At 51.3% G+C, this 23,743-nt stretch carries 16 protein-coding genes; 13 read left to right on the top strand and 3 right to left on the bottom strand.

Annotated elements, in window-relative coordinates; translation table 11 throughout:
* Nucleotides 1-83: 83 nt before the first annotated feature.
* Nucleotides 84-6,455, bottom strand: coding sequence for a cadherin-like beta sandwich domain-containing protein (locus tag JI735_RS10180; RefSeq protein WP_202677346.1), 6,372 nt, complete (start codon nucleotides 6,453-6,455; stop codon nucleotides 84-86).
* Between the two features lie 377 nt (nucleotides 6,456-6,832).
* Here JI735_RS10180 and JI735_RS10175 point away from each other — a divergent pair, with 377 nt between their 5' ends.
* The 5 genes from JI735_RS10175 to JI735_RS10155 all read left to right on the top strand — a co-directional run bounded on the left by JI735_RS10175 (nucleotide 6,833) and on the right by JI735_RS10155 (nucleotide 13,147).
* Complete coding sequence (locus JI735_RS10175; RefSeq protein WP_039785882.1) at nucleotides 6,833-7,738, top strand: glycosyltransferase family A protein; 906 nt, start codon at nucleotides 6,833-6,835, stop codon at nucleotides 7,736-7,738.
* A 31-nt stretch (nucleotides 7,739-7,769) separates the two neighbouring features.
* The gene (locus JI735_RS10170; RefSeq protein WP_233476331.1) at nucleotides 7,770-8,825 is read left to right on the top strand and encodes a glycosyltransferase family 2 protein; all 1,056 of its coding nucleotides are present in this window, start codon (nucleotides 7,770-7,772) and stop codon (nucleotides 8,823-8,825) included.
* Nucleotides 8,822-9,955 carry a polysaccharide pyruvyl transferase family protein gene (locus JI735_RS10165; RefSeq protein ID WP_039838747.1) on the top strand — a complete coding sequence of 378 codons (1,134 nt, stop codon included), beginning with the start codon at nucleotides 8,822-8,824 and terminating at the stop codon, nucleotides 9,953-9,955. Before JI735_RS10170 ends, JI735_RS10165 begins: the two co-directional genes overlap by 4 nt.
* Nucleotides 9,945-11,483, top strand: coding sequence for a lipopolysaccharide biosynthesis protein (locus JI735_RS10160; protein WP_039838748.1), 1,539 nt, complete (start codon nucleotides 9,945-9,947; stop codon nucleotides 11,481-11,483). The genes JI735_RS10165 and JI735_RS10160 overlap by 11 nt, the downstream gene beginning before the upstream one ends.
* Nucleotides 11,484-11,830: 347 nt before the next feature.
* On the top strand, nucleotides 11,831-13,147 hold the full coding sequence (locus JI735_RS10155; RefSeq protein WP_051052251.1) for a glycosyltransferase family 2 protein: 1,317 nt from the start codon (nucleotides 11,831-11,833) through the stop codon (nucleotides 13,145-13,147).
* A 355-nt stretch (nucleotides 13,148-13,502) separates the two neighbouring features.
* On the opposite strand, the gene JI735_RS10150 is transcribed toward JI735_RS10155, so the two are convergent.
* On the bottom strand, nucleotides 13,503-14,615 hold the full coding sequence (locus JI735_RS10150; RefSeq protein WP_039838749.1) for a threonine aldolase family protein: 1,113 nt from the start codon (nucleotides 14,613-14,615) through the stop codon (nucleotides 13,503-13,505).
* 189 nt (nucleotides 14,616-14,804) lie between these two features.
* Between JI735_RS10150 and udk the strand changes: the two genes are divergently transcribed.
* The 3 genes from udk to JI735_RS10135 are packed head-to-tail and all read left to right on the top strand — an operon-like array spanning nucleotide 14,805 to nucleotide 17,554.
* Entirely contained in the window at nucleotides 14,805-15,440 is a 636-nt protein-coding gene (gene udk, locus JI735_RS10145) for a uridine kinase (RefSeq protein WP_020426511.1), read from the top strand.
* Nucleotides 15,364-15,834 (top strand): UPF0158 family protein, encoded by a 471-nt coding sequence (locus tag JI735_RS10140; RefSeq protein ID WP_083886933.1) that lies wholly within the window; start codon nucleotides 15,364-15,366, stop codon nucleotides 15,832-15,834. Before udk ends, JI735_RS10140 begins: the two co-directional genes overlap by 77 nt.
* A 28-nt stretch (nucleotides 15,835-15,862) precedes the next feature.
* Nucleotides 15,863-17,554 (top strand): SWIM zinc finger family protein, encoded by a 1,692-nt coding sequence (locus JI735_RS10135; RefSeq protein ID WP_039838750.1) that lies wholly within the window; start codon nucleotides 15,863-15,865, stop codon nucleotides 17,552-17,554.
* 167 nt (nucleotides 17,555-17,721) lie between these two features.
* On the opposite strand, the gene JI735_RS35510 is transcribed toward JI735_RS10135, so the two are convergent.
* On the bottom strand, nucleotides 17,722-17,898 hold the full coding sequence (locus JI735_RS35510; RefSeq protein ID WP_233476330.1) for a hypothetical protein: 177 nt from the start codon (nucleotides 17,896-17,898) through the stop codon (nucleotides 17,722-17,724).
* Between the two features lie 474 nt (nucleotides 17,899-18,372).
* Here JI735_RS35510 and JI735_RS10130 point away from each other — a divergent pair, with 474 nt between their 5' ends.
* The 5 genes from JI735_RS10130 (at nucleotide 18,373) to JI735_RS10110 (ending at nucleotide 23,743) form a co-directional block, all read left to right on the top strand.
* Complete coding sequence (locus tag JI735_RS10130) at nucleotides 18,373-19,230, top strand: carbohydrate ABC transporter permease (protein WP_051052252.1); 858 nt, start codon at nucleotides 18,373-18,375, stop codon at nucleotides 19,228-19,230.
* On the top strand, nucleotides 19,227-20,105 hold the full coding sequence (locus JI735_RS10125) for a carbohydrate ABC transporter permease (RefSeq protein ID WP_039838752.1): 879 nt from the start codon (nucleotides 19,227-19,229) through the stop codon (nucleotides 20,103-20,105). Before JI735_RS10130 ends, JI735_RS10125 begins: the two co-directional genes overlap by 4 nt.
* Before the next feature lie 55 nt (nucleotides 20,106-20,160).
* The gene (locus JI735_RS10120; RefSeq protein WP_202677344.1) at nucleotides 20,161-21,546 is read left to right on the top strand and encodes an ABC transporter substrate-binding protein; all 1,386 of its coding nucleotides are present in this window, start codon (nucleotides 20,161-20,163) and stop codon (nucleotides 21,544-21,546) included.
* An 86-nt stretch (nucleotides 21,547-21,632) separates the two neighbouring features.
* On the top strand, nucleotides 21,633-22,622 hold the full coding sequence (locus JI735_RS10115; protein ID WP_039838756.1) for a LacI family DNA-binding transcriptional regulator: 990 nt from the start codon (nucleotides 21,633-21,635) through the stop codon (nucleotides 22,620-22,622).
* 125 nt (nucleotides 22,623-22,747) lie between these two features.
* Nucleotides 22,748-23,743, top strand: coding sequence for an N-acetylglucosamine kinase (locus JI735_RS10110; RefSeq protein WP_202677343.1), 996 nt, complete (start codon nucleotides 22,748-22,750; stop codon nucleotides 23,741-23,743).

The raw sequence follows: 23,743 nt of genomic DNA, 5'->3' as shown, positions 1-23,743 counted from the left end.
ACACTTTTCCAACCTGTGAATAAGACAAAGAAGGCCGTCAGTCACCTGTCAGGGGCTGCGGCCTTCTTTGTCTTCATATAATCTTATTGGCTAAGCGTTTCTCCACCTTCGTTCCTCACTGTGAACGTGTGGTCAATGGAAGCTTCCTCAATTTCATTATAAGCCCAATTTGCCGCCGGTACGTCAGGCCAGCTTGGGGTTGCGGCACCGTATAATGGTCCGCGTCCGAATAGACGATTGACAACCTTTACGGCCTCAGCACGTGTCAGGTTACCGCCTGGACGGTACGTACCATCCTCATATCCGTTAATAATACCCGCCTTGCTTGCAGCTTCAATGTCTTTGGCAGCCCAGTGGCCAGCCGTATCCTTGAATCCGCCGCCGGATGTTGCAGCTGTAATGTCCAACTTCTTATATCTTGATGCAATGGCGGCCATCTCACCGCGGCTGATTGGGGCATCCGGCAGGAACCGGCCTTTTTCGTTGCCCTGCATCAAGCCCGCCTCTTTGACAAATTCAATGGCGCCTTTCGCCCAGTGTCTGTCCCTCACATCCGGATAGGAGGAGACAGCCGGCACTGCGGATGCATCATAGCCGAGGTTTCTTGCCAGTATTGCAGCCATTTCCGCACGGGTAATCGAATGGTTCGGCTTGAAGGTTCCATCTGAATAGCCGGTAATGAAGGCTTTGTGATGGTTCTGGTTCTGCTGCAGCAGCTGTGCTGCCTCTGTTGCCGCCAAATACTGCTCCCAGCCTTCCATGTTCAGAATGGTGAATGTACTGAATTTGTCTACATTGAATTGCAGGCCAAGTTCGCCCGGCTTGTAATCAACAATTTTCGCCTTCTTCAGCTCTTTATCACCATCACTATGCTCGATAAAGATCACCAGATTGGACAGGAAGTCTTCTCTCTCCGGGAGAGTGGCCGGCAGCTGCACGTCACGCAAAGGAAGCGTAATTGTAACCGGTCTGCTCTGCATATTGGTTTCAATAGTCATCGGACGGGCCACAACATCAATTTGTTTGTCTGCTGCTATTTCTCTGACAATCCGCTCAATTCTGGCCCGGTCTTCGACCTCTTTGCGCAGCGACTGGTCTTTAATTGGCACAACATGGAAGAATAGGTCTTCTGTGAAAGTATCCAATGATGACTGTGCTATAAGAATTCTTACGTTATCTGTGAAAATCTCCAGGTTCACATTAGAATCACCGAGTGTCTTAATCGCATCTTTTGGAACATTCACATTAATATCCGCAACCTGATCCTTCTCGTCCGGGATCATGATCCGGGCCGTATTATCCAAGGCTCCGGTGATTTTCCGGACAACCTCATCCACCCGGTCCGTTGTGAAGTTGACCACATCATGCAGAATCCCGCCTGAATCCTTAGTGCGTTGAATGACCGTCTCCGCCAATACAGAGCCTAGACCCAACTGTCCGGATTCCACCTTCACAGTAATTCGCTCGGTCAACGCTGTCGCAGTTGGTGTGACAGGGTCCGGTGTGGCCGGTGCCGGTGTGGCTGGTGTTTCTGTTGGCGTTGCCGTTGGTGTTTCTGTTGGCTTCTCCGTTGGCTTCTCCGTTGGCTTCTCTGTTGGTTTCTCCGTTGGCTTCTCTGTTGGTTTCTCCGTTGGCTTCTCTGTTGGTTTCTCCGTTGGTTTCTCTGTTGGTTTTACCGTCGGTGCCGGTGTAGCCGGTGTAACTGGTGTGGGTGCCGGTGTTTCCGTCGGTTCTGCCGTTGGTACTGGTGTTTCCGTCGGTTCTGCCGTTGGTACTGGTGTTTCTGTTGGTTCCACCGTTGGCGTTGCCGATGGTCCTGCCGTCGGTGTTGCCGATGGATCTGTCGACGGCGTTGCCGATGGTTCTGCCGTCGGCGTTGCCGATGGTTCTGTTGACGGTGTTGCTGTTGGCGTCACGGTCGGTGTTGGTGTTGGTGTTGGTGTTGCCGTTGGCGTTACCGTCGGTGTTGGTGTAGCTGTAGGCTTGGCCTTAATAACCTTAACCGTGTAGATCTTTACCGTCCCGTCCTCCGCAGTGACCAAAATATCAAATACATTATCCCCTTCAACCAGATGGTTCAGAGCGGCTCCGTCTCTGCCAATGATTTGGCTTCCCGCTTTTGTATCAGCCACTACCGGGTTCAGGGCGATAGAATCCACGTCATTTTCTACCTCTACCGTATACTCGGAAACAGCTGGATCAAAGGCGGGGTCCAAAGCTCCGGCATTGACGCTGATATTGTTCAAATCAGCATTGGAAGAGCGTGATTTCCGGGTGATTTCCACCTCATATACACTTTCTGTCTTACCATCCTGAGCTGTAACCTTTAAGTTTACAGTATTTAGCCCTTCTGCTAATTTGACAAGCATCGGGTTATCTACTGTGACACCATTTACAGTTAACCGCGCATTTATGTCTCCTTTTAGCGCATCCAGTTCTACCTGATCCACTCCATAAGGTACGGACAAGGAATACTTGAAGATTCCCGCTGAAAACCCGGGGTCCAGGATCTCCGTTCCAGTCACAGAGCTGACGGTCAAATCCTTAAGAGAGGAATCCTTCGGCAGAATGGCACGATTCACAGTAACTGTATAGGTCATTTGGGTGCTCGCATCAGCAGCCGTAACCTGTACTGTAATTTGATTTGTTCCCTCATCCAGGGCCACAGTGTTTCCAGTGACACCAGTGGAGGCTCCATTCTTTTTCAGGACATAGGTTGCCGCCTCATGATTCGTCACAATTGAAAAATCCATGCTGCTTACACTATTGTCCACATTGACCGAATAATCACTGATCCCTGGCTGGAAACCCGGTGTTAGTTCGCCAGGGGTAATTCTCATCTCTAAAAGCGCAGCATCTGTGCTTGGATTTCGCACGAGATTAATGGTGTATACCTTCATGCTTCCATCTTGGGCCGTGACATTGACTTCAATCACATTTAATCCTGTAGTCAAAGGCACAGCATTCAGATCTTCGATCCAAACTCCATTCACTGATACGGAGGTGCTTGCATTTGCATCGTCAACAACCGCATTCAGCTTAGCTGCTGAAACCGAATCCTCCACAGTGCCATTGTAACTGAGAGTACCCATAACAGGCGTAAGGGAGATCGCATTATCCGATAAATCAGTCATCGTGAGCTCAAGCAAATTCGCATTGGACGAAGCCGCGCGAACGATGGTTACCGTATATTCCTTGATAGTTACTTTGTCAGCGGCCGTAACGGCTATTGTAACTACATTTTCACCTACAGCCAAAGGAACCGGCACACCGCCTGCGGACTGGACTCCGTTGATTGTATAAGTGGCCTGTTCGTCACTTGTAGCCGCCGTAACAGCCATGCTGTCAATATTATTGGCGACATATTCGAAATAGGTCGAAGTTGTGCGGTCAAATCCGCCGGACAGCGGCTTGCCGGACAAGGTGATATTGATTAAATCCGCATCGGAAGATGCCTTGCGGACAATCGTCAGTACGTAATTCTTCGCAGTTACACCATCTTCCGCTTGGACAAGAACATTGAACTCGTTAACCCCTACCTGCAGATCGACCCATCTTGGCTGAGCGTTAGGTGTCACGTTGCCGTTCAGACTAACTGTTGCATGAACGTCCTCGGGTGTTGGAGTTACCGCAAGCTCAGACACTTGGTTGTCCACAGTAACGGCATACCGGGTCTGGTTCTTGTCATAAGCAGGGTCGAGCTGGCCGTCTGAAAGAACCAGGCTGGACAGGTCCGCATTGGATGAAGCTTTTCTGATAATATTTACAAGGGTTGTTTTCTCACGTACGCCACTCTGCGAGACAACAACGATCATAACTGTGTTCATGCCGACATTCAGGTTTTTGGTGTAGGCTGTATCATCGATATGCACATTCCCGTCTACAGACAGGCTTGCCGCAGCATCAAGCAGCTTCGGAGTGATTTCCAGGGACGAAACCTCATTCGGAACCTCAACCGAATACCCGGTAGCATCGTTATTAAACACAGGCGACAATGTCCCTGATGAGACAGTCAAGCCCGAAAGATCGGCCACATCCGAAGGTGCACGCAGAATGAACAGACTGTAAGACTTCTTGGTCACTCCATCCTGTGCCGTTACCTCAATCAGATACTTGTTATTGCCTGCTGCAAGATTGGTTATGGAGAAAGGAGTGCCGCTAGGGTGATCCACACCATTCACCTTAATGCTTGCACCTTCAGCGGCTGTCGGAGTAAATTCCGCAGCCGTTACAGCGTTGGCCACAGCCATCGTATAATCCGGCTGATTGGTGTCAAAGACTGGCGACAGCCCATCCGGCGAAGCGGTCAGATTAGTCAGACTGGCATCACCAGACAGCTTCCTTACAACCGTAATAGTATAGGTTTTTGCCGTCTTTCCGTCTTCTGCAGTAACCACTACCGAAATTACATTTTTTCCATAGGCCAGGCTGACATTCCCTGTAGCTGCGGCGGATTCGGCCGAGCCGATGCCTGTTCCGTTTAGTGTTGCTGCCGCAAACATACTGGACTTGATAACATCCACTTTTATCGAGCTTACATTGTTCTCGATGGTGGCAGTATAATTGCCTGTATTGCTGCTGTAGCCTGGAGACAGGGCTATGGCTTGTCCGGTGTCTGAGCTAAATACGGAAAGCCCATTTGACGCAGCCAGATTGGCATCATTCTCCGGATAGCGGATCACATCCAGCACATATTCCTTGGAGTTGGTTGAATATTTATCGGCTACTTTTATCTTTACCGCCTTATATACACCCACTGGCAGGCCGCTGACCGTAAACGCCGGGTAGGTTCCCGATACGGTTATCCCAGAGCCATTGTCGGCGTAGGCCATCACATTCACATCAGCGGGATTCACCGCCCCTACATTAATATTGATGCTGTTGTTCGGATTGTTTCCGCTTTTGTTGGGAACATGCACTTTATTATAGACAATCCCTCTGCTAAAGGCAGGGGCCATTACCCCTACAGCAGGCGCAATGAATTTCAGATCAAATTTACCGGCCACTACACTCAGCAAAAAGCTGCTGGTACTCGAAGTCATTCCATCACTTACGGTGACTTTGATGGTGGAGGTGCCTGTCATATTTGCCGCCGGGGTCAGATTAATGCTTCTTTCCGGGCCTTCACCTGAAAATGTGATGTTGGCGTTCGGCAAAAGCGACGTATTCGATGAGGTTGCACTAAGCGTCAGCACGTCGCCGGCATCAACATCCGTCACCTTAAACGGCTTGGATACAGGTGTGTTCACGGGTGTCACCACGTTGGAGTTAAAACCTGTCCCGGACAGCCATTTGCCGCTGATGATATTTCCGTTTCTTTGGCCCGCGGAGGAGTCCTTGGCTACAGCCCCATCGTCAGGATTATTGAACTTATAGTTGACCATCAGATTAGTTTCGGTGCCAGTAAGACTTGTGTTCATCTGGCTCTCAATCTCCGCCTGGGTCTTTGCCTTATTCCAGATACGGTAATCTCTCATGCCGCCAACATAATTGGCATCCTGGGACCATGTGCTCTCACCAATAAAATTGTAGGGTCTCGGCATATTGAAATTCGCGGAGCTGCCTTTGGCCATATCTGTGAGATCCATAAAGCCGCTGCCTTTCAAAATCCCGTTCCAATAGATATAGGCCTTTTTCTCCACAGCATTATAAACAGCGGCTACGTGTACCCATTGGTTCAACGGCAGCTGCTCCGAGGTTCTCACCAGATATGACTTCACTCTGGGACCCTTTTGCGGCAAGGCTTCAAGCGCTATTCTTCCTGAGGTTCCTTCAAATGTAAGATGAAGATTAAAATTATCAGGGCCGTACGAGGTATCAAAAATACGGGCCCACGTTGGAGCACTGCTGGCATTTACCCAAGTTTCGATGGTAAGGGAATTGGAGTATATATTCAAATCCGGAATGGTAACATATCCTTTGCCATCAAAATCAAGATAGGTGCTGCCGCTAAGCTCAGAAATATAAGGTTTATCATTAACCGGTGTAACTTCAATCTGCGCAGCTTGTTCCGATTCACTATAACTTGCGGCATCTCCGGCATATTCAGCATTTACATTTACATAATTACTGCTGTACTCCCCTGAAGAAAGCCATCCCCGATACCGGATTTGTGCGGTTCCGTTCCAATCCTTCTTTGGTACAAAACGGATCATCACATCCCTGCCGAACACTGCAATCTTGCCGGGATCCGGTGCCACAATGGACAACCAGAAGTTCCCTCCTGCGCTGTACTGCCATTGTCCGTTGGTATTATCTACTTCGGTAATGCCAATCCCGTTACTGTTAATGACTGAAACCGATTGCCCGGCAGGCTCCAGCGTGTCCTCCATTACTGTATCGAATGGGCCTGATGTCTGTGCTTGCGCAATGTACGGTATACCGTAAAAATTACTAACGATCAGGATCAAAATTAATGCCACGATCAAATGTCTTGAACCCTTTTTGAATTTCACAAATTCAGCCCCATTTTTCTAAGATGTCCATCCTGTTTACCCTTGACTTTTGCGTCCCTCCCTGGATTTGTATGAAAAAATGCCTATATTTACTGTATCGGATTTTTGCGCACTGCAGTTTATGTCGAATTTATAGAATTTTATGTTAATTATCAAAAAAAACTATTACTAATTACTCAAAGAAAACCTCCGCCTGGTCCCAGAACCACTTAATCATCAAAATCCAGGCCTTTGACCCGCCGAACCGTGGCTGCCAATAAGTAAACTAAAGTAGTATATACAACCTTTCTCTGCCAATAGTAAGCTTAAGTTAGCTTATAATCCCAGGTTATCATACCAAATATAGAATGGGAGAAATGGATAAGGGAGTGGAGTATATGCAAGGATTGTCAGTGGTTATCTGCACGAGGAATCGGGTACAGGACCTGACACGGTGCATTCATTCTATCACCAAACAGGACATAGGCCGGACCTCCCCCATCGAGGTTATCATTATAGATGACGGCGACATACCCAAAGAAATTCTAAGCGAATTCGAAACGTTATTGACCGCATGCGGTTATTCTTTTATTTATCACAGCAAGACGGACCGGGGATTATGGCTGTCACGGATCAAGGCGGTGGAACTGTCCACGATGGATAAGATCCTCTTCCTTGACGATGACGTTGAAATCCCCGGACATTATCTGTCCACATTGATCCAAACCTACCTCGACTATCCAAACTGCGCAGGGGTTGGCGGTATTGCCATCGGGATGAGCAACAGCTTCCTTGGCACAATCCGCTGTCTGCTGTCCTTCCAGCAATCTCTATCGAGCGGCAAGCTCTCTCTAAGCGGCCAAGCAGGCTCCATGTACAATTGGCATAAGGCGAGGAAGATCTTCAAGACCGAATTCCAGCACGGCTGCAACATGTCGTTCAAGAAGGAGGCCATTAAGGATCTGGGACCCGTGCCCTGGCTCAAAAGCTACAGCGTCGGCGAAGACATTCTGATGTCACGCATCGCCCAAAAATCCGGCCCCCTCTACATCAATCCCGAACTGAAGCTTCTGCATCACGAGTCACCGGCCTCCAGGGACAACCTTGAAGACGTGGCTTATACCCGGGTGCTGAACCATGTGTATCTGCTGAAGGACAAGAAATCAGGGCCTATCGGATATCTTGCTCTTGTCTGGACCACACTTTATCTCATCCTCCGGGAACAGCCCAAAAAGAATGTCGCGGCCATCAAAGGCTACAAAAAAGGACTGAAAGAAATCTTCTCCAGACAGACTGCGGGATAACCGATCACTACTTCAGGAAGGGAGTGGCCGCATGAGCCTAAGCATTGTAGTTCCCATGTACAATTTAGAACATTATGTCGAGCCCTTGCTGAATTCACTCCTGAATCAGAGCGAGAAACGGTTCGAGCTGATTCTGGTGGATGACGGCTCCAGGGACCGTACGGCCCAGGTTGCGGAAGAGATGCTCGCGCGCCACCCCATTCTGAAGGCGAAGCTGATCCGGACGGCCAATGGCGGGGTGAGTGCCGCCAGAAATACAGGGCTGGCCGCCGCTAGCGGCGACTATGTGCTGTTTCTGGACGGTGATGATTACGCGGACAGCAGTCTGGTGCAGCGGGTAGAGTCCTCTACTGCCGGCGGAAGGACGGACATTCTCTGCTGGGGCTATAATCTGGTCCGTGAGGACGGATCAACGATCGTGAGTTTCACTTCAGCATCTTCCGATACTACGGGAAGTGAAGCGCTGAAGAATATTTTTGTGCATAAAACCTTGCGGATCTGGACCGGCAGCATTGCCTTCAAGCGCACCTTCCTGCTGGAAAACGGCATCTCATATACCGAGCGCTGCGTGAACGGAGAGGACCAGGAGTTCATCTACAAAGCGTTAGCCAGGGCCTCCCGGGTCATTTCCATCCCTGATGTGCTGTCCTATTATCTCCAGCGGACCTCATCGATTACGGGAACGTACAATGTGAACAAATTCGATGTCGTCGCCGCCTTCAAACGGGTGGCTGAGTATTTCAGCGCCCATCCCTTCCATGAGGTTCACACGATATCGGATCTTTTGCTGAACCGCGAAATGACCGAGAACTACTTTTACAATCTCAAGACCTGCCTGAACGGCACGAGCGGCATCAGCACCCGCAGGCTGCTTCATGATATCGAACTCGCCTATCCCGGTGTGAATCAGGAAATGCTGGCGATCATGCGGAATTATCAGGGGGATGACCGGCAGCTCGCCTTTCAGATCAAAGCCTTCTTAATTTCTCCGGCCCTGTACGGGAGGCTGATTCATCTGGACCGCAGCTGGCTGCAGTTCAAACAGAAGCTCAAAGCCGTGATCAGCAGAAAGGAAATTAAGATATGAAGAAAAAAATGATGATCTACGCATACACTGAATTTAATCTCGGCGATGATCTGTTTATCAAGGTCCTGTGCGAACGCTACCCCGATACCCAGTTCCTGCTGATTGCCCCGCGGCTGTATAAAGTGGTCTTCAAGGATCTCGGCAATCTAAAGGTCTATGCCTCCGACTCCGTGCTGTTCCGGGGGATCAACTATTTCTTCCGCAAGCTGAAGCTGCATCCGAATTTCATGCAGAAGTTTCTGGTGGATCAGGGAGACGGCACTGTGCATATTGGCGGGTCGATTTTTATGCAGGGGGAGCAATGGGCCGAATACGTGGCGAATAACGAAAACCTGCGCAACAAAAGCAAACCGTATTATCTGATGGGCGCCAACTTCGGCCCCTTTACCGATAAGGCTTATTATGAGGAACACCGGCGGATCTTCAAGGAATATACCGACATCTCGTTCAGAGAGCAGTATTCCTATGATTTGTTCAAGGATATGGGCAACGTCCGAATGGCCCCGGACATTATTTTTCAGCTCCAGTATGATCAGGCCGCAGGAAAAGCTCCGGAAGGGAAGTATATCGCCATCTCGGTGATCAAGCCTTCCTCCAAAGCCCTGAGCGGTTTTGACAACCTCTATTATGAAAAAATGAAAGATGTTGCAATCCATTTCATTCAGCAGGGCTATGCCGTGCATTTTCTGTCGTTCTGCCAGCATGAAGGGGACCAGGAAGCGATCGGGCAGATTCTCGGCCTCATTCCGGCAGGGCTGCAGCGTGAGACACAGGTCCACTTTTATAAGACGGATATCGCTGAGATTCTCGATGCATTGGCAGGTGCAAGCTTCATTGTTGCTTCCCGCTTCCATGCGATGATTCTCGGCTGGGTGTTCGGCAAGCCGGTGTTTCCGGTAGCGTACAGCAGCAAAATGATCAACGTCATGCAGGATGCACATTTTCACGGGCAATATACGGATTTCGCGCATCTGAACGAGGTGACCCCCGAGCAGGTGTATGAGAGCATGGCTCTGAACAGCCTGGATGTGACGCTGCAGGCGAACCAGGCGGAGAAGCATTTTGAGCAGCTCGATGCCTACCTCTCGCCGGCACCGCTTGTGGAAGGGAGAAGAAGTTATGAAAGCTAAACGCAGTATGCTGAACCTGGGCTTTGGACTTACGAGCCAGGTCATCACCATTATTCTCGGCTTCTTCATCCCCCGGCTGATCATGGTCAATTACGGCTCCGAGGCTAATGGTCTGATCGCGTCGATCGTGCAGATCATCAGCTACTTCGCCCTGTTGGAAGCCGGTGTCGGCGCAGCTTCGCTGCAGGCCCTGTATAAGCCGGTGGCCAAAAATGACTACAATCATATCAATTCGATTCTCGCCGCCACCTCCAGCTACTACAAAAAAACCGGGATCTACTATTTCATCTCGGTCGTTCTGCTGGCGGTCATCTACCCGCTGGTGATCCATTCGGAGATCAACAAGCTGAGCATTATGGCCATTATTCTATTCTCGGGCCTGGGCGGGGCAATCAATTATTACTACCAGGGGAAATTCAGGGTTCTGCTGATCGCCGAGGGCAAAAGCTATATTGAAACCTCTATCGTTACGATTGCGAACATTCTAAACAACGTGGTGCGGATCATTCTGCTGCTGCAGGGTGTAGACATTATTGCCGTACAGGCGTCCTTCTTCGTGCTGACGGTCCTGCAGATCGTCGCCTTCCATATCTATGCAAAGCGGAATTACAAATGGATTGATCTCACCCGGAAACCGGACTTTGAAGCCATCGGACAAAAAAACTCGGTCATGGTGCACGAGATTTCCTATCTGATCTTCCGCAACACCGATGTGCTGATCCTGACGATCTTCACCAACCTGAAGGTGGTCAGCATCTACGTCATGTATAATATGATCTTCACGATTGTCGACAACATTGTCCAGACCGTCAACGGAAGCATCAAGGCGGCACTGGGTCAGAGCTATCATGAGGGCAAAGAGGCTTTTGTCAAATTCTACGATGCGTATGAGGTCTACTTCATGGGCCTGATCTTCTCCATTCTGACGGTGGTGTACATTCTCATTCTGCCGTTCATGCGGCTCTATACAGCCGGGGTCAACGACGTGGACTATATTAACTTCTGGCTGCCGATTCTGTTCGTAGTCATCAAGCTCCTGACCAATGCCCGCACATCGTCCAACAATCTGATCACGATTGCCGGACATTTCCGGAACACCCAGTTCCGTTCGATTATGGAGTCAGCCATCAACCTGGGCGCTTCGATTATCTTCGTCCTGTTCTTCGGGATCTACGGTGTGCTGATGGGGACCATCGCGGCGCTGCTGTACCGCTCTATTGATATTGTGGTTTACGCCAGCCGTGTACTGCTGGAGCGCAGCCCCTGGGTGACCTTCCGCAGATGGCTGATCAATGTCGCCGTGTTCGCGGCTATTGTCTTTATCACCACCAAGCTCGACCTCAGCATCACTTCGTATACCGCCGTCATTCTATGGGGCGTAGTGCTTGGCCTGGTGATACTGCCCATTTACTACATCGTCGGCTCTCTGATGGAACGCGAGGTTTTCCTCTACGCGTGGGGCTACGCCAAACGCTTCAGAACGAAGCTGAAGCTCAAGCGCAGCAAGGTTACAGCGAGCCAGACGTAGGATAGCTGGTTGTGGGGACACCTGCGCCCCATCCTCCTAATCCTCAGTTAAGTGGAAAAAGGGAACTTAATTTTTCGTTTTCAGCGCTTTTTTGAGATTTAAGTGGAAAAAGTAACCTTAATTCCTGCCATATCGCCAAAACTAGCCTATTTGCGCTGATTTAGGTGTACTTTTTCCACTTCGCATTTACAGCCCCCCTGCTCCGGCGAAATTAAGTGTAGAAAATCCCACTAATCCAATCCATAGGCGGAGACAGATTACTCTAAATAAACAGCTGGACGATTGCAGAATTGAAATTTTCAGCGAAAAGGGAGCTTAGCTCCATAAAACTTTGAGGAGGTCTATTTATGGCTCACAGCGAGGAACTGCACCAGGCCGGATACCGCCTGCTGAACCAGCTCAACGAAGATATACAGCATCCGCCCGCCGGGGCGCTGTCCAGCGAAGAGCTTATACGGAGATGCAGGGACAACATTGGCAGCGAAGCCGGCGCCGGGGTCAGGGAGAACCTCGAAAATCTGGCCGGGGTGATTGAGGCCTACCTGTCGCAGCGGGCATCGGAGGACGCACTGGATTATTACTTGTCCCGGCAATTCAACATTCAGGCCGTGAATATTCTTGAATTGATGAAGGGTCTTGCCGGGTTGAGAGCGGACCGCGGAGAGCAGGAAATTCTTTTTCCTTCATCTGCCGACCCTTCTACCCTTCCCAAGGTCAGTGTAATTATCACTACTTATAATAGAAAAGAATTCCTGCACCAGGCCGTTCAGAGCATCCTGCAGCAGGATTACCCCCATAAAGAGATCACGGTGATTGACGACTGCTCCAGCGATGGCACCGCAGAACTCATGAGCCGGAGTTTCGGCGATGATCCGCGTGTGATTTTCATGCAGAACGAGACTAACCAGGGACCGGGCCATAATCGGCGCAAGGCTCTTGAAGCCCATGGCGACGGAGAGTATACGCTTTTCCTGGATGATGATGATTATCTGATTGACCGCAGCTATTTCAGCAAAGCTGTCTATTTTCACCAGCAGCACCCGGAGATCGCTTTTGTGGCCGCGAATGTGTTCCTGGAGTATTCCAAGACGGAACAGCTGAAACCGTCCAGCCTGCGCTTAAGCCGGATTATCCCAAAGGAGGCCTATTTCAAGAATTTTGAACAAAAAGGCTATCCCAAACCAGCTTCTACCCTGACGGCTATCTTCAAAAGAGACACGCTGATGAAAATGGACATCCTGAACATGAACATGGTCAATGACGCCTCCATCTACCTGCGCGCCCTGCTGATCGGGGATGCCGGGTTTATCGACACCTTTGCCGGAGTGTACCGGATTCATGGAAACAATATTACGTTTAACCTCAGCCAGTCCTTCCTGATCGAGAATCTGGAGGAGAAGCGGCTGATCCGCAACATGGCCATCGAACGCTACGGCTACAGCAAGACAGAAATGAACGAATGGTTCAACCACAACGTGTATGACACCATTTCGTACTACCTGATGAATTCCGCCAAAAGCCACACCGACTTCAAGTCCATGTACAGCTGGGCCAGCGACCACTGCCCTAAGGCTTACAGCCAATTGAAGCGCCAGTTCCGCACCAAGCTGATGAAAAAGCAGCTCCTGCGCGTGTCGTTTGTCCGGGCATTGCTGAACCGGTAGATTAATACCCATATCCATCGGATAAAGTAAAAAGACACCTCACAATAGGTGTCTTTTGTTTTACCATCATATTGAAATAGTATATACGTCCACTTGGTGTAATTGAAACATTCGTCGATAAAAAGCTGAACATCCCCAAGGAAAGAACCTTGCGGACCTCAGATTCCTTACGGAAAGTGTATTGAAGCAAGTTATCGAACCTGATAACCAGAAGAATGGTAAATACAGGTCTGCCTTGTGGGACTTAGAGAAGCGATATCCAAAATATGTACTCAAAAAAAACGAAGGGCGAGCTGCAATACTCTCCCCCATAAACAAGCGGCACAGCTAACGTACCGCTTGTTTGCCCCCATCCTCACGCCTCCTTCAGCAGTCGATCCAGCAGCCCGAATGCCGCTTCCAGCTTCGCCTTGGGAATGCTGCTGTACAAATCTCCAATGTTCAATTCGTAAGCACAGGAAAACTCGCCGGTTTCCTTCAGACGCGGGGTAAATCCGACACCGGTCTCTTCGCTGACTGTGATCAGAGCCGGTTCGACCTGCTCCCTGGGCAGGGCAAAATGCACATGGAACATATTCGACACCGGCACTTCCGGCAGGGTGACAACCTTATGGCAGGCGTTGAACCGCTCCGCAAGCTCCTTAGCGTCCGTATAATATTGCCCCATCTTATCCACCCTCTGCTGGTAATAGTACCTGGAAGGAATGATGTATGGATACAGGCTGATCAGGTCGCCGCCATGCCGCCGTTTCCAAATCTTCGATTCCCCGGTAAAATCCGCGCTTCCTGCAAGAACAGCCCCGGCGATTCCGCCAATGCCTTTATAAAAAGAAATATATACGCTGTCGAACAGGCTGCAGACTTCAGCGGCGGTTTTGCCGTAGTACGGCAGCGCTTCAAACAAGCGCGCACCGTCCAGATGCAGCATAATACCCTGCCCGCGGCAATAGGCGGATATCGCTTCAAGCTCCGCATATTCCGGCAGCTGTCCGCCAATCTCGCGCTGGGGCAGCTCCAGCAGGAGGCAGGCGATCCCGGCACCCATGTTTTGTACATCTTCGAGTGTAATCAGACGATCTTTATCCGCGAGCAGCAGCGGCTGCAGGTGATGCAGTTCTTTTAACCCATCCTGCTCATGAATTTCCAAGTGGCACAGCGGATGGTACGCTACGCGTCTGCTACCCTTGCGGTCACTCCAGATTCTAAGCGCAATCTGCTGCGCCATCGTGCCGCTGGGAAAAAACACAGCCGCCTCCTTCCCCAGCACCTCCGCCATCTCCGCCTGAAATTCCTCGATCACTTCCCCTGCACCGTACATATCACTGGCCACATGGTCTCCGGCCCCGGCAAAAGCCTCCTTCAGCACCCGGACCTCCCGTTTGCCGTGGCCCGCCAGCTGCACAGGTGCGGCATTAAAAGCTGCCGATAACGATTTACTCTCATCCCTTAATGTTTTGCTGATATCCATGCTCTACTTCTCCTCCCCAACCTGCCTGCGTCTAACCAATCTGAGAAAATTATATCATTTTCTGCCGCAAATCCTCTTTTTTTCGAAAGTTCACGTTTTGTCCCTGCTGTTCAGATGAAATTAATGCACCGCTGTGCTACAATATTGGAATTGCAAAGGCAATCGCTTAGGGAGGTTTATTATAACACCATGCTCATTATTGGTATCGCCGGCGGGACCGGCTCCGGCAAAACGACGGTAGCGCGCTCCGTCATTGACCGTTTGGGAACAGATAAAGTGACGTTCATATCTCAGGATAACTATTATAAAGACCATTCGTACCTCAGCTTCGAAGAACGCGGAGCGATCAATTATGATCACCCGCTTGCTTTTGACAACGGGCTGCTGATCGAGCATTTGGATTGCCTCAAGGCCGGACAGGCTGCCTATGCCCCGGTGTATGATTTCACTATTCATGCCCGCTCTACCGACAAAACCGTTGAACTGCTGCCGAACAACATCGTCATCGTGGAAGGGCTGCATGTCCTCTCCGACGAGCAGCTCCGCGAGCAGCTTAATATTAAGGTTTTTGTCGATACGGACCCGGATGTGCGCATCCTCCGCCGTGTGCTGCGGGATATCGAAGAGCGCGGACGGACCATCCGTTCCATTCATACCCAGTATTTAACCACGGTCAAACCGATGCATGAGGCTTTTATTGAGCCATCCAAGAAATACGCCGACCTGATTATCCCCGAAGGCGGGCAGAATGAAGTGGGCATCCAACTGCTGTCCGTGCTCACCGAGAAATATCTGTCGGGCGACCATCAGTGGACTGGCAAATAAGGGGACAAGTTTAGTCAAGGCTGCCGGGAGCTCCCGGCGGCTTTTTTGGTGTGAACCAAGAGCCGTTAACTTTGATATAATTGGGATAAACATCACAGAGGGAAAGTGGTTTCATCATGACGCTGATGGACGAGCTTGTTGTCGTATATTTGAGTCATTCCTCCGAACATTTGCATATCAAACGGAACCGGACCCGGAGGGGAAGCTGGTTGATGCACTCAATGGATACAAGCCTTTCCGGAGCTTTAAAGATGTGCTCTATGAACTTGATCTCTGGGATGAATGGAACGCCTTTGAGGAGGAACATGCAGTGAAAGCCACCCAAGAATGGCTGGCGGAAGAGAACTTGGATTACAGCACTTTAGACAAAAAGTATTCTTCCCTGCATCTATAAACCCCGCTTGAATAGGAGTGAACGGTACATGAACCTGGCTGATCTGAACAGAAACATTAGCAGTGTGATTATGGCAAGAGGAGAGCACTGCCTCCGCTCCGGGTATGTGGAGTCCGTACGTGAGCTGAAGCCCGGTCTCTACCGGGCACGAGTCGCCGGAACCGAGCTTTACGAAGTGCTGGTGCAGCTTGGAGAACAGGATAAGGTGCTTTCATCCTCATGCAGTTGTCCATATGATATGGATGCAATCTGCAAACATCAGGCCGCAGTGCTGATGTATCTGAGGGACCATTTGCAGGAAAATGCCAGCCCCGCCGGATTCGAATCAGCCCCGGCTGCAAGTCTGCAGCAGATGCTGGAAATGAAGGACAAAAGCGAGCTGGTCTCCCTGCTCTTATCCCTGGCACTGGCTTCGGAACAGACTGAGCAGATAATCCGGATCTACTTATCCGATGCTCAGAACAGTGATGGAATTGGAGACTATCGGGATTTGATCCGCTCTTATATTGACCTGTATGCGGACAAGCATGGGTTTGTGGGCTGGGGAAAAGTGGACAAGGCTCTGCAGGGCGCCGAACTGGTCGCTGCCAAAGCAGTTCAGGTCTTTGAAGAAAATAATCCGCTCCAGGCGGTGCGAATCAACCTGTGCATCCTTGAAGAAATGCTGGAACTTCTTCAAGCCTCCGATGATTCGGACGGCACCGTGGGCGGCATGATTGAGGACAGTCTGGATCGTATCTTTGAGGTTGCACAGCTAGGAGAGCAGTTGCCGCCAGAGACTGTAGAGACGCTGTTTCATCTGGTGCTGGACATGACGCAGCATCCGGAGATTGACGGATGGCCGGACTGGCAGCTTGATTTGCTCCGATGTGCTAACGAGCTGGCCGTTTCAGAGGAATTGCAAGCGTTGTGGGATGAACAAGCTGAGCTGTTAGGTCAAAGCTCCGATTCAGGCTCCTGGAGCAGTCAGTACTTCGCGTCGGGCGTGGCTGAAATCCGTCTGGAACAGCTAAATAAGCAGGACAGTGGTGAAGAATTGCAGGATTATCTGTACAACAACCTGCAATACTCCTCCTTCCGCGAGCAAGCTATCCGTCTTGCGCTCGACGCCGCCCGGTATGATGAAGCGATTCGCTTAGCTGAAGAAGGGGAAGCGCTGGATAATGCGAACCATTTGCCAGGGCTTGTTAAGAAATGGAAGGAGCTGCGGTATGAAGCCTATAAGTTGTCGGGGGATGCACTGGCTCAGCGGGATCTCGGCATGGAGCTGCTATGTGATGGAGATTTGTCCTACTATCCTGCCGTTAAATCTGCATATCCGGCTGCGGAGTGGCCGCCAATCTATAACGTGATATTGGACAGACTGGAGCAGGACTGGTCGTGGGATAATGTATATACGAAGCTCTTGATACAGGAGAAAGAATTCGACCGGCTGCTGAAGTATGTGCACAAGCATCCAAGGGAGATTGAAGCATATTATCCGCATCTTCTGGCCGACCACCTTCAGGAGGTGGTCGCCATTTTCCAGTCTTATATCAAGCAGTCAGCTGCTGAATCTTCTACGCGCAACCACTACCGGCAGGTCTGCGGGACCATCCGGAAGCTCCGCAAAGCCGCCGGTTCCGCGACTGCTGAGCTGGCCGCGCATTCACTCCTGGCCGCTTACCCCAACCGGCCGGCCTTTAAGGATGAGCTGACCAAGCTGCTGGAGAGCTTTTGAGCAAACTTCAATCTGGGCGAAACGCGTTGAAGCAGCTATCCGGCGCACCCGGAGGCTCCAGTGCTGAAACAACGGCATTTTTGCCGTTATTTTCTCCTGCTTCAGCCTCGACGCTCCTAACAACGGCATTTCTGCCGTTGTTTCCTCCTGCTTCGGCCTCGGCGCTCCTAACAACGGCATTTCTGCCGTTGTTTCCCCTGCTTCGGCCTCGGCGTACCCAACAACGGCATTTCTGCCGTTGTTTCCTCCAGCAGACCGTTCACGGCGGAATCAGAGGTACTTTTACCTCTCATTTCATCCAGCAGCCCATTTGTAACCAAATCAGAGGTACTTTTACCTCTCATTTCCTGCTCCAACATCGGCGCACCCAACAACGGTATTTCCCCGTTGTTTCCCCCTGCTTCAGCCTAAGCAGATACATGTAACTCCCCAACTCCCCGTTCCATCCTACAACAGCATATTAAACACAGCACACAGCCCATCAAATGTAATATTAACTAACACGAAAGATTAAATTTCCACCTTAAAAACCCAAAATTAACCTATAAATTTTATAATACGTCACATTTCTTTACTGATAGCGCTTTATAATTTAAATTGGGGGTTGATTATTTTCAGGCCATCCTCTATGATATTCTCATCAGGTTGATTACAAAGTTTAAACGATTAAACTTTTAAATCTGATTATAAATTATATCCCCTTGTTTACTCCATATTACAATGTTTATTTATCATAAAAGTTAAAGCGCTTATACTTTATAACATGAAGGGCTGGTGTGTAAGTGATTAAGAGTGAGAGCAGGCGGCAGACGTTCTATATGTATATGTTCATCTCTCCGTGGCTAGTCGGTTTTCTGGTATTCGCCTTGTATCCTATCCTTTCGTCGCTGTATTACAGCTTCACCGATTATGACATCATTCACCCGCCAAAGTTCATCGGACTCGCCAATTACACAGAGATGTTCCAGGGCGAGCTGTTCTGGAAATCGGTCACGGTTACCCTGAGGTACACCCTCCTCAGTGTGCCGATACAGCTGCTGCTGGGTCTTGGCTTCGCCCTGCTGCTGCATCAGACGATCCCGCTGCGCGGATTTTTCCGCACGGCGATGTATTTTCCGAGCATGGTGTCCGGGGTAGCCATGTCGCTCCTCTGGTACTGGATCTTCAACCCGCAGATCGGCCTCTTCAACTACATGCTCTCCTGGTTCGGCATCCATGGCCCTTCCTGGCTGATGAACCCGGACACAGCGCTGTATGCCTTGATCATCATGTCCTTTTGGACCGCCGGTTCAGGCATGATCCTTTTCCTGGCCGGACTGCAGGGTGTGCCCGCCAGCCTGATCGAAGCCGCCAACCTTGACGGAGCCGGGCGGTTCAGGATTTTCCTGAATATCACCCTGCCGATGATCTCGCCGGTGCTGCTGTTCCAGCTCATTATGGGTCTGATTGATTCGTTTCAGGTGTTCACCCAGGCCTTCGTCATGACGCAAGGCGGTCCGAACTACTCTACCTGGTTCTATGTCTACAATCTTTACACCAGTGCCTTCAAGGAATACCGGGCGGGTTACTCCTCTGCTCTGGCGTGGGTGCTGCTGATCGTCGTCATGATATTCACGGCCATTATTATGAAGCTGTCGAACCGTTATGTGCACTATGAAGGAGGCGGACGCCGATGAGCATTGTCCGAACAGCCAACCACCGCCCTGCCGCTTCCGCACACCGCCGGAGAATCGATCCCGTGAAGGCAGCCAGCTTCATCACACTGCTGATCACCACCTTTCTAATGCTGCTGCCGCTGTTCTTCATGGTCTCCACTTCGCTGAAATCGAAGAAGGAGATGCTGAAGTTTCCGCCGACCTTTCTGCCTGAGAGCTGGGCGTGGAGCAACTACCGGGATATCTTTGATACGTTGCAGTTCGGCACACTCTACAAGAACAGCCTCATCATCGCCGTGCTGACGGTCATCGGTACCCTGATCTCCTCGGGGCTGGTCGCTTACGGATTCGCCCGGTTCAGAGGCAGAGGCAATCAGTTCCTGTTCGTCCTGGTGCTCAGCACTATGATGCTGCCGTATCCGGCGATTATGATTCCGCAGTTCGTGCTCTTCTCCCACATGAACTGGATTGATACTTTCCTGCCGCTGATCGTGCCCGCGTTCTTCGGCTCGGCGTACAACATTTTCCTGCTGCGGCAGTTCTTCTCCACCCTGCCCGAGGAATTGTTCGATGCCGGGCGGATCGACGGCTGCGGCGAGCTGCGGATGTGGTGGAAGATCGCCCTGCCGCTGTCGGCCCCGGCACTGGCAACTGTTGCGATTTTTGCTTTTATCTACAGCTGGAATGACCTGCTTACGCCTGTGCTCTACTTAAGCTCGTCGGAGAAGTTCACGCTGCCGGTCGGCATGGCTTCCCTTACCTCGTCGCGGTTCCGCATTCCGCCCTGGCATCTCCTGATGGTTGCTTCCGTGCTGGCGATGCTGCCTATCGTTACCTTGTTCGCGCTTGCCCAGAAGCAATTCGTTGAAGGCATTGTACTAACCGGCATCAAGTAATTACCGCCCTAATCCGGCGGTTCAATACGACTTGAAATCATGGAGGGAATAGCTGATGAACAACCGTAACCGAAAAACAACCGCCCTGCTGCTTGCAGCCGGTCTTACCGCAATGGCGGCCTTATCCGGCTGCAGCGGAGGCAAATCGGCGGGCAATGTGGCTGAAGGAACTAATGGTGCAGCAAATAACGGCGGCTCCGGGGAACAAGTAACGATCACACACTACACTATCGATTCCGAGGACCGCACGTTTATTGAGAAGCTGATTCCCGACTTTGAGAAGGAACATCCGAACATCCAGGTCAAGGTAGAAAAAGCGCCCTACGAGCAGTTTGACAGCAAGCTGCAGACACTGATCGCCGGAGGCAAATCGCCGGATGTCACGAGCCATTACGGATATGGCGGTTTTGCCGAATATTACAATAAAGACATGCTGCTTGATTTGACCGATCTGATTAAGGAAGACGGGTTCAAGCCGGAGGATTACCACATTCCTGACAACCTCATGAAAATCTATACCGTCAAGGACCGTACCTACGGCATTCCGGTCAACATGTATGTCACCTTGATGCTCTACAACAAAGACATGTTCGATGCGGCGAAGCTCTCCTACCCGCCAAGCGATTACGAGGACAAAAGCTGGACCTTTGACAAGATGGTCGAAGAAGCTAAGAAAATGACCCTGGTCTCTGATGATATTGCCAAAACCCAGTACGGTGTGGACTTCACCTGGGCCGAACGCGATATGCGGCCGCTTTATTTTGGAGCTGAGCCTTATTCTGAAGACACCTGGTCGAACGGGGGCGTGCCTTCCGAAACTCATTTCGACTCTCCCGAGGTGATTGCAGCTTATCACAAGCTGTTCGATCTGATATTCAAGGATAAAGTCTCACCGACCTCCGAGTGGAGCAAAAGCGTAGCCGGTCAGAACGGAGATCCCTTTGTCGCAGGTAAAATCGGCATGTCCATCGGCGGCTCATGGAACCTGGCGGGAGCGAATGATTTTCCATTCAAAATTGGTGTAGCCGCTGTTCCCTGGGGAGGCAATGACAAGGTGCGCAGCACGCTGTTCGTCGATCCGCTGATGATTCTGAAGGACTCCAAGCATCCGAAGGAAGCGTTTGAATGGATTAAATATCTGGTAACCACCGAGGTCCAGGAGAAGTCCATCGAGCTGAGCGGCGGCAATCCGCCGGTCAATACCGAAGCCGCGGAAGCGTATTATAAGCATTTTGAAGGCATTGATCCGCAGGATGTGAAAAAGGTCTACGAGGGCGCGGTTAAATACGGCTTCGAATCCTACAACCATCTGATCACCAACTACTCGCAGATCAACGACATGTTCATCAACGAGCTGCAGCCGGTCGAAACCGGGCATAAGACACTGGAAGAGGTTATGCCGGTGATCCAGAAGAAAGTGACCGAGATTATTAAAAGATAAGTCCCTGCGTTTAGCGGATATCCGGCAAGCCCTGTATACTGAAGGTAAGGTTAGATTCGGAAAATCCGCTGTAAGGAGCGTTTGAGATGAAAGTAAGTATTTTTGATGTAGCCAAAAAATCCGGGTTATCCGTGGTCACGGTATCCCGGGTCATCAACGGCGCAGGTTCGGTCCGCGAGAAAAACCGCCAGAAGGTGCTGGAGGCCATCAAAGAGCTGGATTACCGCCCCAATGCGGCGGCCCGCAGCCTGGCCAGCGGCAAGACCGGCATCATTGGCCTGATCGTTACTACGCTGCAGGACTCCTTTTTCGATGCGGTGGTCAAAGAGCTGAATGAGGTGCTGGCGCTGCATGGATATTTTCTGGCCATTTCCATTTCTACCGGCATCGATTCCGACGAGAACCACTACCTGATCCAGGAGGACCGGGTGGATGGTCTAATTCTGCTCTCGCCGATGCAGGAGGACAATTATATTGTAGAGCTGAAACGGCGGGGCATCCCCTATGTGCTGATCGATAACCAGCAGCCGGAGAATGACAGCTATTCGATCACCATTGACAATGTAAAAGGCGGGTATGCCGCAGCCTGCCACCTGCTGGAGCTGGGGCATACCTCTATCGCCCATCTCTGCGGACAGGAGATGTTCCGCAGTACCCGGGAACGGCGCACGGGATTTCTGAAGGCGCTTGAGGAACAAGGGCTGGCTCCCTTCGAAGTTGTTCATGGCGATTTCGAAATCGCCCAAGGCTACAATACGGCAAAACGCTGGCTGGCCGAGGGTAAACTGCCCACGGCCGTATTTACCGGCGATGACAATATCGCCCTTGGGGTGATCAATGCCCTGATGGAGGCCGGTGTCCGCATCCCGGAAGAGGTATCCATCGTCGGCTATGACGATCACTACATCGCCTCGCAGCTTCGCCCGCATCTGACGACCCTGCGCCAGCCGGCGGACAAGATAGGGATGGCCGCTGCCGATATGCTGCTGAAGCGCATAGGCGGGACCATGAAGCGCGGTGCCAACGTAAAGATCGACCCTGAGCTGATTGTGCGGGAATCTACCTCGTCCAGGTAGACCTTTGCTCCACAAGAAGTAATTCAGGATGTGAATGCTAACAAAACTTAGCGTGTGCTTTGGAAGCGGGTTTAGCGAAGTATATTAAGGAAACGTGGACTACAAAACTTTAGGAGTGACGACCATTGGCTTACTATATGGGCATCGATGGCGGAGGAAGCAAAACCTACGCCCTGCTCTGCGATGAGCACGGCAATGTGCTCGGCAAAGGCAGGAGCGGCAACGGCAACCACCAGACGGGAGCCCGCCGGGCCGCAGCCAGCATCAGCGCGGCGGCCTTCGCGGCGCTTGCGGAAGCCGGACTTCAGCTCAGCGATATAAGACACGCTTACCTGGGACTTGCCGGTGCTGACCGCAAGACCGATTACGATATCCTCCATCCGATGATCCGCAGCATCGGATTTATGCATTATACGATCAGCGGCGACCCGATGATCGGCCTGCGGGCGGGCACGAGCCGCCCCTACGGGGTTGCCCTGATCTGCGGCACCGGCACGAACGCCGCCGGGCGCAGCCGCGAGGGCCGGCATTATCAATGCGGCGGCTTTGATTACATGTACGGCGATTTCGGCGGCGGCGGAGCGCTGAACATCGAAGTATTCCGCACCGTGCTCCGGGCCTGGGACGGGCGCGAGGCGCCCACTCTGCTAACAGAACCGCTCCTGAAGCTGCTCGGCTATGCACAGGTGGAGGATATGTTCAATGACTTCCTCGATCACGGGAAGTCTGTGCCGCTGGATGCCGCCCGCCTGCTGTTCCCGGCAGCGGCTGAAGGCGATGCCGCCGCGCTGGCCATTCTGCACCGCCAGGGCGTGGAGCTGGGCAAAGCTGCTGCTGCCGTCATCCATCGGCTGGGCATGGAAACCGATGTGTTTGATGTGGTCCTGGCCGGAAGCCTGCTCACCCGGGGCGACCGGGGCTGGATCCGCGGCCCGATTGAGCAGGCGGTTCACCATGCGGCCCCGAACGCTTCGGTAGTCACCTTAACCACGGAGCCTGTCGTCGGTGCCGTATGGTCGGCACTGGAGGAAGACGGCCTTATCGTAACTAACGAGATTCATGAGAAAATGCGTGTGTTTCAGGATTTCGAAGCAATTCCCACCACAACCAGACAGGAGTGA

This window comes from Paenibacillus sonchi, from assembly GCF_016772475.1.
Lineage (GTDB): Bacteria > Bacillota > Bacilli > Paenibacillales > Paenibacillaceae > Paenibacillus_AQ > Paenibacillus_AQ sonchi.
Note: the sequence above shows the minus strand (reverse complement) of the source record. Positions and strands in the feature narration are given on the sequence as shown.

Excerpts from the sequence above, each read along its gene's own strand:
- JI735_RS10155 (WP_051052251.1), top strand. The coding sequence starts at position 11,831 with ATGGCTCACAGCGAGGAACTGCACCAGGCCGGATACCGCCTGCTGAAC.
- JI735_RS10120 (WP_202677344.1), top strand. The coding sequence starts at position 20,161 with ATGAACAACCGTAACCGAAAAACAACCGCCCTGCTGCTTGCAGCCGGT.
- JI735_RS10140 (WP_083886933.1), top strand. The coding sequence starts at position 15,364 with ATGAAGTGGGCATCCAACTGCTGTCCGTGCTCACCGAGAAATATCTGT.
- JI735_RS10165 (WP_039838747.1), top strand. The coding sequence starts at position 8,822 with ATGAAGAAAAAAATGATGATCTACGCATACACTGAATTTAATCTCGGC.
- JI735_RS10135 (WP_039838750.1), top strand. The coding sequence starts at position 15,863 with ATGAACCTGGCTGATCTGAACAGAAACATTAGCAGTGTGATTATGGCA.
- udk (WP_020426511.1), top strand. The coding sequence starts at position 14,805 with ATGCTCATTATTGGTATCGCCGGCGGGACCGGCTCCGGCAAAACGACG.
- JI735_RS10130 (WP_051052252.1), top strand. The coding sequence starts at position 18,373 with ATGTATATGTTCATCTCTCCGTGGCTAGTCGGTTTTCTGGTATTCGCC.
- JI735_RS35510 (WP_233476330.1), bottom strand. The coding sequence starts at position 17,898 with ATGAGAGGTAAAAGTACCTCTGATTTGGTTACAAATGGGCTGCTGGAT.
- JI735_RS10150 (WP_039838749.1), bottom strand. The coding sequence starts at position 14,615 with ATGGATATCAGCAAAACATTAAGGGATGAGAGTAAATCGTTATCGGCA.
- JI735_RS10175 (WP_039785882.1), top strand. The coding sequence starts at position 6,833 with ATGCAAGGATTGTCAGTGGTTATCTGCACGAGGAATCGGGTACAGGAC.
- JI735_RS10115 (WP_039838756.1), top strand. The coding sequence starts at position 21,633 with ATGAAAGTAAGTATTTTTGATGTAGCCAAAAAATCCGGGTTATCCGTG.
- JI735_RS10170 (WP_233476331.1), top strand. The coding sequence starts at position 7,770 with ATGAGCCTAAGCATTGTAGTTCCCATGTACAATTTAGAACATTATGTC.
- JI735_RS10125 (WP_039838752.1), top strand. The coding sequence starts at position 19,227 with ATGAGCATTGTCCGAACAGCCAACCACCGCCCTGCCGCTTCCGCACAC.
- JI735_RS10160 (WP_039838748.1), top strand. The coding sequence starts at position 9,945 with ATGAAAGCTAAACGCAGTATGCTGAACCTGGGCTTTGGACTTACGAGC.